This window comes from Rhizobium sp. Leaf341, from assembly GCF_001424325.1.
GTDB lineage: Bacteria > Pseudomonadota > Alphaproteobacteria > Rhizobiales > Rhizobiaceae > Ferranicluibacter.
The window spans coordinates 987,911-1,002,326 of record NZ_LMPE01000003.1; the positions used below are offsets into that span (position 1 = coordinate 987,911).

The following is a 14,416-nucleotide window of genomic DNA, read 5'->3' on the forward strand; positions in this document are numbered from 1 at the left end:
CATGCCAACTGCCGGAACTCTCCTCATGGACAAACGCGCTGTCTTTCGAAGCTGGTGGCTGCCGACCGCCTTTGCCCTGCCGCAGCTTGCCCTCATCGTGCTGTTCTTCTACTGGCCGGCCGTTGCAGTGGTCCGCTGGGCCTTCACGCTGGAACCCCCGTTCGGCGGCTCTGCCGAGTTCGTCGGCCTCGCCAATTTCCGTGAGGTCTTTGCCGACCCGCTCTATTGGAATTCGGTTCTCGTCAGTCTCACCTTCGCCCTCGCCGGTACGCTCAGCACGATCTTCATCGGCCTTGTGCTGGCGCTGGCGGTCGATCGGCAGTTGCCCGGCTCTGGGGCCGTCCGCTTTCTCTATATCCTTCCCTATGCGATTGCGGGTCCGGCTGCGGGCCTGGCCTTCCGCTTCATCCTGTCGCCGGAGCGCGGGTTGATGGCCTCTGTCAATTCCGTCTTTCCCGATTTTTGGAATCCGGCGAGATACGGCAGCCATGCGCTGATCCTCGTCATTGTCGTCTTTGCCTGGAAATGGGCCGGCTACACCTTCATCTTCCTGCTGGCCGGGCTGCAATCGGTGCCGACGTCACTCACAGAAGCCGCCGCCATGGATGGTTCAGGGCCGATCCGCCGGGCGATCGACATCCAGATCCCGCTGCTTGCGCCAACGCTTTTCTTCCTTTCCGTCATCATGATGACCGAGGGTTTCGTGGGGGCGGACACCTACGGCATTGTCGCCCGGACCACGGATGGCGGTCCCAATCACGGTACCGACGTCATGGTCTATCGCATCGTCGAGGAAGCCTTTCGCGGCCTCAACTATTCCGGCGCTTCTGCGCAGAGCATCGTTCTCATCGGCCTCATCATGATCTTCACCTTCATCCAGTTCCGCTTCATCGAGCGGCGCGTACACTACAAGTGAGGCGGCCGTGATCCAGCGCACACCCTATGCCGACGCCTTCACCTACGGTCTCATGGCCCTCGGCTTCCTCCTCTTGATCGGCCCCTTCGCCGTGATCGTGGCCGCAGCCAGCCAGACGATGCAGCAGGTCAATGCCGTGCCCTTCAACTTCCTGCCGCAGAACCAGTTGATCGCCAACATGACGGCCGCCTGGACGCGGGCGGACCTCGGCACAGCCATGCTGAACAGCTTCGTCATGGCGAGCCTCGTTACCATCGGCAAGGTTGCGCTGTCGGCGCTCACCGCCTTCTCGATCGTTTTTTTCCGCACGCCGCTCAAGCACGTCTTCTTCTGGATCGTCTTCATCACGCTGATGCTTCCGCTCGAGGTCCGCGTCGTCCCGACCTATGCGGTGGCCGCGGATCTGTTCGAGCCGATCCGCCTGGCGATCGCCTGGGCGACCGGCATCACCGTGTCAGTCGAGTGGAACCTGCTCAATTCCTATGCCGGGCTGACGCTGCCACTGGTGGCGACGGCTACTGGGACTTTTCTCTATCGCCAGTTCTTCCTCACGCTTCCGGACGAACTGGCCGAAGCCGCGCGCATGGACGGATCAGGGCCTGCCCGCTTCTTCATCGACATGCTGCTCCCGCTCTCGCGCACAAACATGCTCGCCCTCACCACCATCATGTTCGTCTATGGCTGGAACCAGTATCTCTGGCCGCTGCTGATGATCACCGATCCCGCCTACAAGACGACCATGATGTCGCTGAGTTCGCTGGTGCCGCACGAAAATGCCCTGCCGGACTGGAACGTCACCTTGGCCGGCGCCCTCATCATCATGCTGCCGCCGCTTCTCGTCGTCGCCGTCCTCCAGCGCTGGTTCGTCCGCGGTCTCGTCTCCAGCGAGAAATGATCTTCCATCCGGCAAACGGCCACTTCAAGCGGCACCCACAGAAAGGCTTCACCCATGGCTGACATCACCATTCGGGCCGTCCGCAAATCCTACGGCAAGACCGCGACGCTTCACGGCATCGACCTTGCCTTCGCCTCGGGCGAATTTGTCGTTATCCTCGGCCCTTCCGGCTGCGGCAAGTCCACGCTGCTGCGCATGATCGCCGGCCTCGAGGACATCACAGGCGGCGAGATCGAGATCAACGGCCGCGTCGTCAACAAGCTCGAGCCGCGCGAGCGGGGCTGCGCCATGGTGTTCCAGAACTATGCGCTCTACCCCCACATGACGGTGGCCGACAACATCGGCTATGCCCTCAAAGTGGCCGGCGTGCCCAAAGCCGAGCGCCGGACACGCATTGCGGAAACGGCGCGAATCGTGGGTCTTGGCGATTATCTCACACGCAAGCCGGCAGCCCTTTCGGGCGGGCAGCGTCAGCGCGTTGCCATGGCGCGCGCCATCATCCGCGAGCCTGGCGTCTTCCTGTTTGATGAACCGCTGTCGAACCTCGACGCGACGCTGCGCGTCACGATGCGCGCCGAGATCCGCAAGCTGCATCAGCGGTTGTCGGCCACCTCCGTCTTCGTGACCCATGATCAGGTGGAGGCAATGACACTGGCCGACAAGCTCGTCGTCATGAACAAGGGCCACGTGGAGCAGGTCGGCCAGCCGCTCGACATCTATCATCGTCCGGCGAGCACCTTCGTCGCCTCGTTCATCGGCGCGCCGCCCATGAATCTCATCGACTGCAGCATCGATGCCGCTGACGCCGTTGCCCGTCACGAACACCTGGCGATCCCGGTGCCCCCGGCCATTGCAGCCGCGCTTGGCGGTCGCCAGATAACGCTCGGCATCCGCCCGGAAGAATGCCGCGTGCTGCCGGCCGGACAGGGTCAACCGGCCCGCGTCGACTTCGTCGAGGAGCTCGGCTCGGGACGGATCGTGCACGTCGCCTTCGGCAGCCGGATCTTTGCGGCCGCCATCCCGCCTGATATTCGTCTGGCGCCCGGCGACCTGATCGGCCTTGCCCTGCCGCCGGCGCAACTGCACGTCTTTCACCGCGAGACCGGCAAGCGGCTCGACGTGACGCATTCGGCAGGGCGCCTTGGGCTCGGCCCGGAGAATGACCGCGTGAACGAGCAGGAGACCGGGCTGAGAGCCACGGAAGCTGTTTGAACGACAGATCGACATCCTCAGCGGGCGTGCCCGCGAGCAAACCTCTTCAGGACACAGAGAAAGGCTCCGCCATGAAGGACATCATTTCCGCCGTCGGCTTCTGCAACCGGACCGGCAAGGGGGACCTGTCGGTTCTCGACGCCTCGCTGCGCGAGATCGCCGAAACCGGCGCCAACGCCTGCGAGATCGGCATCTACGGTGAAGAGATCATCGCCGGCGGCCGGATCATCGAGGACCGGACCCGCAGGGTTGCCGAGATCGTGCGACCGTATGATTTCCACAAGCTCTCGCTGCACGGGCAAATCGTTTCCAATTTCATGGATCGCGAGCATCTGCACCTGCAGAAGAAAGTCGTCCGGGCGATGCTGGAGCTTTGCGACCGGCTCGGAGCCGGCATCCTCGTGCACCATTCGGGCGCAGCCCTTCTCGGGCCCGACGAGACCGGGGCGGATCTTGATCGGATGGAACGCGATGCACTGGCCGAAATGGGCGAGGTCGCTCGCGGCTATGGTGTCCGCATCGTGCTTGAAAACATTTTCACAACGGAAAGCGGCCAGTATCGCCAGACGCCGCGCCAGGTGGCCGAAACGGTGCGGGCAATCGGCTCCGACAATGTCGTGGCACTGATCGACTTCTCGCACGCCTATATCGAATCGACCTTCAAGGGGCTCGATTTCCGCGAGGAGCTCCGGGCCATGGCGCCGGTCACCGGCCATCTGCACGTCCATGACAGTTTCGGCCTGCCCTATACGAAGAAGACCTTCTACCACACGGCGGAGGCGACCGCGCTCGGCATCGGTGATCTGCACCTGCCAATTGGCTGGGGCGACATCGCCTGGGACGAGATCTTCTCCGAGCTGACCTTCCTGCCCGACACGACGCTGATCATGGAGATCGATTCCGGCCGGTTCATGGACCAGCAACCGGCCTGCCTGTCGCATGCCCGCAAGCTTGCCACGCTGGTCAACGAACGTGCCGCTGCCGGAACGCGCGAGGCTTTGCGCGCCTAAAGCGCGTTGCGTGAAAAAGGATTCACGCAAAGCGCTTTACGGTCTTGTTGTGATGCATGTCGTTTCCCGAAACCACTGCACACGTTCGGGCGACATGCATTCGTCCGGCGGGCCGTCGCCGGACCGGTCACGCCGTCGCCATCACCCCATCAATGGCCGCGAGGATGCGCTCGATATCCTCCGCTCGGGAAAGGCGATGATCGCCGTCACCGATGAGCGTCATCACGACGTCATCGGCCGGCAGGTGCTCCATCAGCTTCAGGGCATGGGAGAAGGGCACATCGGGGTCCGCCATGCCCTGGAGGATATGGATGGGGCATCCCGTCTCGATCATGCCGGACAGCACGACGTTTTCCCGTCCGTCTGCGATCAGGCCGGCAGTATAGATATTGGCGTCGGGGCCATACGGCGTCGGCTCCTCGAAATAGCCGCGCTCTGCGAGTGAGGCCCGCTCTGCCTCCGTCAGGTTCGGCTCGATCAGGTCGACGGTGAAATCCGGCGCCGGGGCGATGAGCACGAGGCCGGCGATGCGCGTCCCCTCCCCCCGCGCGCGCAGCACCTGGACGGCCCGAAGCGCGACCCAGGCGCCCATGGACGAGCCGATGAGGATCATCGGTCCGTGGACGGCGTGGTCGATCACGGCGAGGCTCTCTTCGAGCCAGCGCGAGATGGTGCCGTCGCGGAAGGCGCCGCCCGAGGCGCCATGGCCGGAGTAATCGAGCCGAAGGCAGGCGCAGCCCGTTTCACGGGCATGGCGCTCGATCTCCACCGCCTTGGTGCCGCTCATGTCCGAGCGGTAGCCGCCGAGCCAGACGAGCGTAGGCTTCGCCCCGTCGGTGCCGCCCTGCAGGATGTAGGCGATGCGCCGGGCGGCGCCGTCGTTTCCGACATCGAGGGTCTGAGGCTGGACAAGCTGGGGGGTAAGCGACATATCCGTTCCTTCCGGGGCGACGCATCAACAGAAAGCGGCCGAATTTCTTCTAAAACAGATTTTGCGGGCGCATGACAGGTGGTGATTTTCTTTCCGACCTGTGGTAAAGACGTCGCCTCAAACGATCCAGGCAATCCCGCGGCCAGCGCCGCTTTCGGATCCTGCCTCGTCCACCATCAAGACGTCGTCAACAACTCGAGGAGAGTACGACCATTCGCAGACCTTTCAAAACTGATGCCCCGGTCAAGGACGGCCCCCGTTCCAACAAGGAGATCCGCGTTCCCCGGATCCAGCTGATTGATGCCGAGGGCGGCAACCAGGGCATCGTGCCGACCGACCAGGCACTTCGCATGGCAGAGGAAGCCGGCCTCGATCTCGTGGAGATCTCGCCGAACGCCGAACCGCCGGTGTGCAAGATCCTCGATCTCGGCAAGATGAAGTACGCGACCCAGAAGAAGGCCGCCGAAGCGCGCAAGAAGCAGAAGATCATCGAGATCAAGGAGATCAAGATGCGTCCGAACATCGACACTCACGATTATGAGGTGAAGATGCGCGCGATGAACCGCTTCTTCGAAGAAGGCGACAAGGTCAAGGTGACGCTGAAGTTCCGTGGCCGTGAAATGGCGCACCAGGAACTCGGCATGAAGCTTCTGCTTCAGGTCAAGGAAGACACCACGACCATTGCCAAGGTGGAAGCCGAGCCCAAGCTCGAAGGCCGCCAGATGATGATGGTGCTCGCACCGAGATAATGCCGTCGGGCTGCAGGCAGGCTGCCGCAAGGCCGCATGTCGTCATGGCCTCGACCATTTTTCAAAAGCCGTTCGCGACCTCGTCCCGGACGGCTTTTTGCTGGCTCGAGGTTAAACGCGACCCCGGCCTACGGGCTATCGGCGGCGCTGCCTGAAGGCGCCGACGGGTATACCCAGGCATAGCGGATATGGTAGAGATCCCCCGGCCGGCCGTAATAATAGGGTCTCGCGATGTCCTGCGCGGCGATCGGCCCGGCAGGCGCGTTTCCGGTGGCGGCGCGGACATAGGCGTCATGCCAGGCCCGCAATGCCGGATCGAGCGGCGCATCCGCTTTCCCGTCGTCGCGCCAGACCATCAGCAGCGGATGCTCGGCATCGAAGGTGATCGGCGGCTCAAACGTCTCCGAACCCGGGATCGTTACCGGGATATCGGGTGCGTTCAGTCTCAGATTGCCCGCCATCTGCTCCTCGACCGTCGCGATCAGGGTCGGGCGATGCCGACCCGTCGACAGGATCGCCTCGATCGCAGGCTGGTAGGGAACATTGATCTTCTTGTAATCGCCCGTCAGCCGCGCAGCAGGCACACGCAGGAAAAGCACCAGCGGCACCACGAGCATGATGAACATCGCGATGCGGCCAAAGTGTTTTGGCGCCGGCCCGAGCGGCTGGTCCAGCAGATCGATCTTCAACGCGAGATAGACAGGGAGCAGGAAGAAGAACGGCGTCAGCCACCGCGCCTTGATGTGTGACGCGCCCCCAACCACGACCAGCAGGACAAGCGCAAGGACGAGCACTGCGAAGATATGGCCGATCAGCCGCGACCAGGAGCTCTGCAAACGCCAGGCGGCGCGCCATTGCCGGCCGAACACCGCCCCAAACAGAAGGATGGTGGCGACCGAAAACGCGGCCAGCGCCTGCACCAGGGACAAAAGGCCTTCGCCGATCTGCACCAGACGGCCGGTATCTTCATCCTGCATCAACTTGTCGAGCGTGCGGCCTGTGGCCGTCTGGAGATGATCGAGGAACCACAGTCCGTGCGGCGCGGCGATCGCAAGGGCGACGACGATCGTCAGGATAAGGCGGACATCGAAAAGGCGGCGCCGGAAAACCGGATCCAGGAGAACGGCGACGAGGGCTGCGACCGGCAAGAGGACGAAATTGTATTTCGCGATGACCCCGATGCCGATGGCAAGACCGGTCAGCGCATAATGGGGAGCCGTCGGCCGCTGCAAGGTCGTGACCAGCGCATAGACGAAAAGACAGGCCGCAAAGAGGACGGCCACGGTATGGGTCAGGTCCCGCTGCGCCTCGAAGACGATCTGCGGAATGGTCAGCATGCCGAACACGGCGATAACGACGAGAACGGGATTGCGGATGATCCGGGCTGCCATCATGCCGACCAGCGTAAAACACGCAAACAGCATCGCGTTCTTGAGAATCGACAGCGCCAGAAGCGTATTGCCGAACAGCTGGACGACGCCGTATTGCAGCCAGTTGTAGAATGGCGGCTGGCTGTCATAGCCGAGCGCCAGGCCCTGTGCCAGAAACAGCTGCTGCCCTTCGTCAAGTTCCAGCGAATGCGGCAGCGCCAGCCGCAGCAGCAGGTTGACGGCAAAATAGAGCGCAAACAGGCCGTAAAGCCATCCGCGGTTCCGCGACAGGAACTCCACCATGTCAACGGTCCCGTTCGTAGACCTTGCGGACGATATAGCTCGCCTCGCTTCCGGAGGTCCGAACGAGCATTTCCGCGAGGACGCCGGTGGTGATCATCTGAACGGCGGCGATGAACAGCATGAAGGCGGTGGTGAACATCGGCCGTGTTCCGATATCCTGCCCGAGAACAAACTTGGCCCAGGCGAGATAGACCAACATCAGAGCGCTAAGGCCGCCGAAGAGAAGGCCGATCGAGCCGAAAAACTGTGCCGGACGTTGGCGAAAGCGCATGAAGAACATCACGGACAGGAGATCGAGCACCACCTTGAAGGTTCGCGATATCCCGTATTTCGAGGTGCCGAACTGGCGCGGATGATGGTCGATCACCATCTCGCCGATCCGCGAGGTCGGGACCACGTTGGCGACCCAGGCCGGGATGAAGCGATGCATGCCGCCGATGATCAGGACATGCTTGAGAATTTCGGTCCGGTAGAGTTTCAGACCGCAGCCATAGTCGTGAATATGGACGCCGGTAATTCTGCGGATCAGCCGGTTGGCAATCCAGGAGGGAATGAGCCGCAACACCAGGCCGTCCTGCCGCGTCTTGCGCCAGCCGCACAGAAGGTCAAGTTCGCGGGCCTCCAGCGTCTCGATCATCTTTGGAATGTCGTAAGGGTCGTTCTGCAGGTCGCCGTCGAGCGTGGCGAGAAGACGACCACGCGCTGCATCCATGCCGGCCTGAATGCCGGCCGCCTGGCCGAAATTGCGCTGGAACGCAATGATCCGCAAATCCAGGCCGGGACGATCCAGCTGCTTGCGGCAGTTGAGCAGCGTTGCATCGGTGGAACCGTCATCGACAATGATCAATTCCCACGGCTTGCCGAAATCTTTCAGGGCATCGCAGATCCGGTCGAACAAGGGCGCGATATTGTCCTCCTCGTTGCAGACCGGAATGAGAACCGAAAGCTCGACCTCCGCCTCGCGGCGGACGTCAGCCCCTGGCATGATCTCGGTTTCTGAAGAGGCTTCCTGCACGTGATGCTCCGGACATATCTGTTCTTACCCGCGCATCTGTTATAGCAGGCACTTACCGAGAGCAATCCGCTGTCAGTCTCAGCTTACGGGCGAGAGCGGCGCAAGGTCCAGGAACCAAGGTTCAAGAGCATGCAGGCCTTCCAGAAGCGCCATCGCGCACCGCTGATCACCCTCGGCGTCATCGGTCTTTATGCCGGCTTCCTCCAATGGTTCCTGGGATGGGGCGACATCCTCTCCCGCTGGCAGGCGGTGGGACCGGGCACAGGGATGATGGCGCTGGCGCTGCTTGTGGCCACCTATTTCATTCGCACCCATCGTATCCAGGACTACTTCCGCCACGAGACGAAAGGACGGTTCGTTGCCCTCTTCAGGGTGACGCAGATCCACAATCTTCTCAACATCATGATGCCGCTGCGCACCGGCGAGACCAGTTTTCCGCTGCTGATGCGCTCGGAGTTCGGTGTGCCGCTGGCCCGGGGCGCCGCATCGCTGCTCGTGTTGCGCCTGCTTGATCTTCATGCGCTTCTCGCCTCAGGCGGCATCGGCCTCGTGGCGACCGCGAGGCAACCCGCGATCGCAGGCGCGCTGTGGGCGCTGTTTCTTGTCCTGCCGCTCCTCCTGTTTTTTCTGCGTGCACGCCTCGTCGCCCTTGCAACGCGTAGGCTTCCCGCACGGTTGACCGGGCTCATCGACGACATCGACGCCGGCATCCCGGCAGACCTCGGCGGGTTCGGCAGAGCCTGGTTTCTCACGGTCTTCAACTGGGGCGTCAAGATCGCGGTGCTTGCCTGGGTGCTGGCCCTGATGGGCGTCGCCCCGCTTGCGGCCAGTGTCGGGGGAGCACTGGGCGGCGAGATCTCCTCGATTCTTCCGGTCCATGCGCCTGCGGGCGTGGGAACCTACCCCGCCGGCATCGCGGCCGGTGCCGCGGCACTGGGTGCATCGCGGGCGCCGGGCGCGCTGGAGACCCTGACTGCCGCCAGCGTCAACACGCATCTGCTGGTGGTCGTTTCCGCCCTCGTCGGCACCGCGATCTCGCTGATCCTGCCGCTTCTCTCCCGCAGACACGCTGTGCATTGACCTGCATACGGCCTCGGCGTCGGGCATCGCGCGGAGAATCCCGTACCGGGCCTGTTGCTCTTTTTCCTGCCTGCGGTTATAAGCCGCCGTCCGAACGGTCCGGCAGGGCATGCCGTGGCCGTTCTTTTACGCTCGAGGAGACCTCGTCAGTCACCTCACATAATCAGAATGGAGTAGCAAAATGCCCAAGATGAAGACGAAGTCCTCTGCCAAGAAGCGGTTCAAGATCACCGCGACCGGCAAGGTCGTAGCAGCTGCCGCCGGCAAGCGCCACGGCATGATCAAGCGGTCCAACAAGTTCATTCGCGACGCCCGCGGCACGATGGTGCTGGCCGAGCCCGATGGCAAGAAGGTCATCAAGAACTACCTGCCCAACGGTCTCTGAGACGTCTGGCACTTTTGGATTTTAAGGAGATCATACCATGGCACGTGTAAAGCGCGGCGTAGCCGCTCATGCAAAGCATAAGAAGGTTCTGAAGGCAGCGAAGGGCTTCTACGGCCGTCGCAAGAACACGATCCGTGCAGCCAAGGCTGCCGTCGATCGTTCCAAGCAGTTCGCCTACCGCGACCGCAAGGTCAACAAGCGCAACTTCCGTGCGCTCTGGATCCAGCGTATCAACGCCGCTGTCCGCGAGCATGGCCTGACCTATGGCCGCTTCATCGACGGCCTGAACAAGGCCGGCATCGAAGTCGACCGCAAGGTTCTGTCGGACATGGCCATCCATGAAGCCGCAGCTTTCGGCGCGCTGGTCGAAGCCTCCAAGTCGGCTCTGGCCTACCTGAAGGACGCCGGCACGAAGAACGAGTTTGAAAGCGCGGTCAAGTAAGCCAGCGCTTCCCTGACGACTGAAGACTTTGGGAAACCCGCGCTGGCAGGCTAGCGCGGGTTTTTCCGTTTTTGAACACGCCCCACCGACAAGGCAGAAGACGAATGAGCGACCTCGACACTTTGCAAAGCACTCTTCTCGGCGAGATCGCCTCTGCCGACAGCGAGGCCGCGATCGAGGCGGTGCGTCTTTCCGCACTCGGCAAGAAGGGCTCGATTTCCGAACTGCTGAAGACGCTGGGCACGATGACGCCGGAAGAGCGACAGACTCGGGGCGCGGCGATAAATGCGCTGAAGACCGTCATCGGCGAGGCGATCACAACCCGCAAGGCGGATCTGAAGGACGCGGCGATCGCCGAGCGCCTGGCCCGCGAGACCGTCGACGTGACCCTGCCGGTGCGCGCCTCGCCGGCCGAGCGCGGCCGGATCCACCCGATCAGCCAGATCACCGACGAGATTACCGCGATCTTCGCCGACATGGGTTTCTCGATCGCCGAAGGTCCGGATATCGAGACGGACTACTACAATTTCACGGCACTGAATTTCCCCGATGGCCACCCGGCGCGTGAGATGCACGACACGTTCTTCTTCCCGCCGGACGAGAGCGGCGCACGCAAGGTGCTGCGCACGCACACCTCGCCCGTGCAGGTGCGCACGATGGAGGCGCAGAAGCCGCCGATCCGCATCATCATCCCCGGCAAGACCTACCGGCAGGATTCCGACGCCACGCATTCGCCGATGTTCCACCAGGTCGAAGGCCTCGTGGTCGACACCAAGGCGAATGTTGCCAACCTGCGCTGGGTGCTTGAGGAATTCTGCAAGGCCTTCTTCGAGGTCGACACGGTCACGATGCGCTTCCGCCCCTCTTTCTTCCCTTTCACCGAGCCGAGCTTCGAGGTCGATATCCAGTGCGATCGCTCCTCGGGTCCAATCGTCAAGTTTGGCGAGGGCACCGACTGGATGGAGATCCTGGGCTGCGGCATGGTGCACCCCAACGTGCTGCGCGCCGGCGGTCTCGATCCCGACGTCTACCAGGGCTTTGCCTGGGGCATGGGTCTCGACCGCATCGCCATGCTGAAATACGGCATGCCGGACCTGCGCAATTTCTTCGATGCCGACGTCCGCTGGATGTCCCATTACGGCTTCCGCCCGCTCGACATGCCGACGCTGTTCGGGGGGTTGAGCGGGTGATAGGCTGAAAAAACGTCACGCGCGAAAGGAGGACGGGATGAATGTTCCTGCAGAGTTCCTGGCCCACCGATCCATCGCAGCCTCTCCTTTGGGCATGTCCCGGTCACGCCTCGAACATGAACGCGGATGACATGTCTCACGAAGGCGATGAAGACTGAGATGGACCACGGACGAATGCGCTGACGCGATCACCGTTGAAGATCATGCCGTCTCGAAAACGCTCGGCCATTTGATGTTCTGCCTGAAGGAAGAACGGCATCGGGCCGGCGATCCGGCCCGGACAAAGCGCTTTTTCCTCTCGTTGAGGCCGAGGCACTTCTTAGCGATGCAGAACGCGTCATCGATCTGCTCGACCAGTTGCAACCCGCAGACTGCCGATTGCTGGCAACGTGTCTGCTCTTCAAAGAGCGAAATCATGAAATTCACACTCTCCTGGTTGAAGGACCATCTCGAAACGGATGCCGCGCTCGACGAGATCTGCACGCGGCTGACAGCGATCGGGCTTGAGGTCGAGCATATCGACGACAAGGCGGCGTTCCGGCCGTTCGTCATTGCGAAGGTGCTGTCGGCGGAAAAGCATCCCCAGGCCGACAAGCTGAAGGTGCTGATGGTCGACACAGGCGCGGGACAGCCGGTCCAGGTCGTTTGCGGTGCGCCCAATGCGCGCGCTGGCCTCATCGGGGCTTTCGCGGCGCCGGGCGCCTATGTTCCCGGAATCGACGTGACGCTGTCCGTCGGCACCATTCGTGGCGTCGAAAGCCGGGGCATGATGTGCTCGGAGCGCGAGCTGCAGATCTCCGACAGCCATGACGGCATCATCGACCTGCCGGCCGACGCGCCCGTGGGCACGAGCTTTGCCGCCTATGCCGGGCTCGACGATCCGATCATCGAGATCAACCTCACGCCAAACCGACCGGACTGCACCAGCATCCATGGTATCGCGCGCGATCTCGCGGCATCCGGCTTGGGCACGCTGAAGGCGCGGCCGGCGCCGACATTCCGGGCGGAGGGCCAGACCCCTGTCGAGGTCAAGCTCGACCTCGGTGCCGACGTCAATCTTTGCCCGGGCTTTTCACTGCGCCTCGTGCGGGGCGTCAAGAACGGACCGAGCCCTGCCTGGATGCAGAAGCGGCTGATCGCCATCGGTCTACGCCCCATCAACGCGCTCGTCGACATCACCAACTACATGACCTTCGACATGGGCCGGCCGATGCATGTCTTCGACGCAGCCAAGGTCAAGGGCCATCTCACGGTGCGCCGTGCCCTGGACGGCGAGACCGTCCTGGCGCTCGACCAGCGCACGTACAAGCTGACGCCCAGCCATGTCGTCATTGCCGACGAAACCGGGGTGGAGTCCATCGGCGGCGTGATGGGCGGCGAACATTCGGGCTGCGACGAGACCACCACGGACGTCCTGATCGAGTCCGCTCTCTGGGATCCGATGAACATCGCCCGTACGGGCAGAAGCCTCGGAATCATCACCGATGCGCGCTACCGCTTCGAGCGGGGCGTCGATCCGGCCTACATGCTTCCCGGCCTCGACCGTACCACCGAACTGGTTCTGGAACTCTGCGGCGGTACGCCGGCCGAGGCCCATGTCGTGCAGGGTCCGAACACCGATCCGAAAACCGTTGATTTCCCCGTGTCCGAGGTCAAGCGCCTGACGGGGCTTGATGTCGGCGCGGAGGAAAGCGTCGCGATCCTGCGCGGGCTCGGCTTTGGCGTCGAGAACGGGGCAGACGCCGGGCGGTTCCGGGTCACAGTGCCCTCGTGGCGTCCTGATGTCGACGGCAAGGCGGATCTGGTCGAGGAGGTCATGCGCATCCACGGCGTCGATCACATCCGTCCGGTGCCGCTCGCGCGGGACGTCTCGGTCAACACGCGCATCCTCACGCCGCTGCAGATCCGCACGCGGCTGGCCAAGCGGGCGCTCGCTGCCCGCGGCATGCTGGAGGCCGTGACCTGGTCTTTCATCCCCAAGGCCCAGGCAAGCCTTTTTGGCGGCGGCCAGCCGGCGCTGGCACTCTCCAATCCGATCGCGGCCGACATGTCGGACATGCGGCCGTCGCTGCTGCCGGGTCTCCTGACGGCGGCGCAGCGCAATGCCGACAAGGGCTACGGCGACGTTGCGATCTTCGAGGTGTCCGGCACCTATGAAAATGATCGGCCGGAGGGTCAGCGACGCGTGGCCGGCGGCATCCGTCGCGGTACGGCGGGCCTTGCAGGTTCAGGCCGCGCCTGGTCGAATGCCAGAAGCGGCGGCGGCAAGCCGGTGGATGTCTACGACGCCAAGGCCGATGCCTTGGCGGTGCTTGAAGCCTGCGGCGTCCCCATGGCCAATGTGCAGATCGAGGCGGGCGCCCCCGCCTGGTTCCATCCGGGTCGGTCCGGCACCATCAAGTACGGCCCGAAAATCACGCTCGGCGTCTTCGGCGAGTTTCACCCGAAAACGCTGGAGGCTCTCGACGTCTCCGGCACGCTGGCCGGCTTCGAGGTGTTCGTCGATGCCTTGCCAGAGCCGAAGAAGAAGGCCACCCGCACCAAGCCGGCGCTCGAGCTTTCGCCATTCCAGGCGGTGAAGCGCGACTTCGCCTTCGTCGTCGATCGTTCGGTTGAAGCGGCGGCCATCGTCAAGGCAGCCTCGGGTGCCGACCGCAAGCTGGTCGCGGGCGTGACCGTCTTCGACGTGTTCGAGGGCGCGTCCCTCGGCGAAAACAGGAAATCGGTCGCCGTCGAGGTCGTCATCCAGCCGGCAGAACGCACCCTGACGGACGAGGACTTCGAGGCGCTGACTGCAAAGATCGTCGCCAACGTCACGAAGACCACCGGCGGCGTGCTGCGCGGGTAAAGCAAGGGCCCGCCGGGCCGTCTCGCGATGTTTCCTCAAGCCCCCGGCAAGCCTTCTTTCCGGGGGCTTT

At 63.2% G+C, this 14,416-nt stretch carries 13 protein-coding genes; 10 read left to right on the top strand and 3 right to left on the bottom strand.

Going from position 1 to position 14,416, the window contains the following annotated elements:
- Positions 1–25: 25 nt before the first annotated feature.
- From ASG03_RS06265 to ASG03_RS06280, 4 genes are all read left to right on the top strand, one after another.
- Positions 26–916: a carbohydrate ABC transporter permease gene (locus ASG03_RS06265; RefSeq protein ID WP_062692901.1), complete on the top strand. Its 891-nt coding sequence runs from the start codon at positions 26–28 to the stop codon at positions 914–916.
- A gap of 7 nt (positions 917–923) precedes the next feature.
- Positions 924–1,811: an ABC transporter permease subunit gene (locus ASG03_RS06270; RefSeq protein WP_062471336.1), complete on the top strand. Its 888-nt coding sequence runs from the start codon at positions 924–926 to the stop codon at positions 1,809–1,811.
- 54 nt (positions 1,812–1,865) lie between these two features.
- Positions 1,866–3,023: a sn-glycerol-3-phosphate ABC transporter ATP-binding protein UgpC gene (gene ugpC, locus ASG03_RS06275; protein ID WP_082475556.1), complete on the top strand. Its 1,158-nt coding sequence runs from the start codon at positions 1,866–1,868 to the stop codon at positions 3,021–3,023.
- A gap of 71 nt (positions 3,024–3,094) precedes the next feature.
- Positions 3,095–4,033, top strand: coding sequence for a sugar phosphate isomerase/epimerase family protein (locus ASG03_RS06280; RefSeq protein ID WP_062692903.1), 939 nt, complete (start codon positions 3,095–3,097; stop codon positions 4,031–4,033).
- A gap of 127 nt (positions 4,034–4,160) precedes the next feature.
- Here the strand turns inward: ASG03_RS06280 and ASG03_RS06285 are convergent, their stop codons facing one another.
- Entirely contained in the window at positions 4,161–4,964 is an 804-nt protein-coding gene (locus ASG03_RS06285) for an alpha/beta hydrolase (RefSeq protein WP_062692906.1), read from the bottom strand.
- A gap of 212 nt (positions 4,965–5,176) precedes the next feature.
- Between ASG03_RS06285 and infC the strand changes: the two genes are divergently transcribed.
- Positions 5,177–5,713: a translation initiation factor IF-3 gene (gene infC, locus ASG03_RS06290; RefSeq protein ID WP_082475557.1), complete on the top strand. Its 537-nt coding sequence runs from the start codon at positions 5,177–5,179 to the stop codon at positions 5,711–5,713.
- A 128-nt stretch (positions 5,714–5,841) separates the two neighbouring features.
- Here the strand turns inward: infC and ASG03_RS06295 are convergent, their stop codons facing one another.
- Complete coding sequence (locus tag ASG03_RS06295) at positions 5,842–7,386, bottom strand: glycosyltransferase family 39 protein (RefSeq protein ID WP_062692908.1); 1,545 nt, start codon at positions 7,384–7,386, stop codon at positions 5,842–5,844.
- A 1-nt stretch (position 7,387) separates the two neighbouring features.
- Positions 7,388–8,371 (bottom strand): glycosyltransferase family 2 protein, encoded by a 984-nt coding sequence (locus ASG03_RS06300; RefSeq protein ID WP_062693072.1) that lies wholly within the window; start codon positions 8,369–8,371, stop codon positions 7,388–7,390.
- Between the two features lie 159 nt (positions 8,372–8,530).
- On the opposite strand from ASG03_RS06300, the gene ASG03_RS06305 reads away from it, so the two are divergent.
- The 5 genes from ASG03_RS06305 to pheT all read left to right on the top strand — a co-directional run bounded on the left by ASG03_RS06305 (position 8,531) and on the right by pheT (position 14,346).
- Entirely contained in the window at positions 8,531–9,481 is a 951-nt protein-coding gene (locus tag ASG03_RS06305; protein ID WP_062692910.1) for a lysylphosphatidylglycerol synthase domain-containing protein, read from the top strand.
- A gap of 181 nt (positions 9,482–9,662) precedes the next feature.
- Positions 9,663–9,866, top strand: coding sequence for a 50S ribosomal protein L35 (gene rpmI, locus ASG03_RS06310; RefSeq protein ID WP_029620731.1), 204 nt, complete (start codon positions 9,663–9,665; stop codon positions 9,864–9,866).
- A 37-nt stretch (positions 9,867–9,903) separates the two neighbouring features.
- The gene (gene rplT / locus ASG03_RS06315) at positions 9,904–10,308 is read left to right on the top strand and encodes a 50S ribosomal protein L20 (RefSeq protein WP_062471358.1); all 405 of its coding nucleotides are present in this window, start codon (positions 9,904–9,906) and stop codon (positions 10,306–10,308) included.
- Between the two features lie 104 nt (positions 10,309–10,412).
- A complete protein-coding gene (gene pheS / locus ASG03_RS06320) occupies positions 10,413–11,498 on the top strand; it encodes a phenylalanine--tRNA ligase subunit alpha (RefSeq protein ID WP_062692912.1) in 1,086 nt (361 codons plus the stop codon).
- 415 nt (positions 11,499–11,913) lie between these two features.
- Positions 11,914–14,346, top strand: coding sequence for a phenylalanine--tRNA ligase subunit beta (gene pheT / locus ASG03_RS06330; RefSeq protein WP_062692916.1), 2,433 nt, complete (start codon positions 11,914–11,916; stop codon positions 14,344–14,346).
- The last annotated feature ends 70 nt before the right edge of the window (positions 14,347–14,416 follow it).

What these genes read in the sequence shown, in the direction of transcription:
- pheT (WP_062692916.1), top strand. Translation starts at nt 11,914, where the DNA reads ATGAAATTCACACTCTCCTGGTTGAAGGACCATCTCGAAACGGATGCC.
- ASG03_RS06285 (WP_062692906.1), bottom strand. Translation starts at nt 4,964, where the DNA reads ATGTCGCTTACCCCCCAGCTTGTCCAGCCTCAGACCCTCGATGTCGGA.
- pheS (WP_062692912.1), top strand. Translation starts at nt 10,413, where the DNA reads ATGAGCGACCTCGACACTTTGCAAAGCACTCTTCTCGGCGAGATCGCC.
- rpmI (WP_029620731.1), top strand. Translation starts at nt 9,663, where the DNA reads ATGCCCAAGATGAAGACGAAGTCCTCTGCCAAGAAGCGGTTCAAGATC.
- ASG03_RS06295 (WP_062692908.1), bottom strand. Translation starts at nt 7,386, where the DNA reads ATGGTGGAGTTCCTGTCGCGGAACCGCGGATGGCTTTACGGCCTGTTT.
- rplT (WP_062471358.1), top strand. Translation starts at nt 9,904, where the DNA reads ATGGCACGTGTAAAGCGCGGCGTAGCCGCTCATGCAAAGCATAAGAAG.
- ASG03_RS06300 (WP_062693072.1), bottom strand. Translation starts at nt 8,371, where the DNA reads ATGCCAGGGGCTGACGTCCGCCGCGAGGCGGAGGTCGAGCTTTCGGTT.
- ASG03_RS06265 (WP_062692901.1), top strand. Translation starts at nt 26, where the DNA reads ATGGACAAACGCGCTGTCTTTCGAAGCTGGTGGCTGCCGACCGCCTTT.
- ugpC (WP_082475556.1), top strand. Translation starts at nt 1,866, where the DNA reads ATGGCTGACATCACCATTCGGGCCGTCCGCAAATCCTACGGCAAGACC.
- ASG03_RS06305 (WP_062692910.1), top strand. Translation starts at nt 8,531, where the DNA reads ATGCAGGCCTTCCAGAAGCGCCATCGCGCACCGCTGATCACCCTCGGC.
- ASG03_RS06280 (WP_062692903.1), top strand. Translation starts at nt 3,095, where the DNA reads ATGAAGGACATCATTTCCGCCGTCGGCTTCTGCAACCGGACCGGCAAG.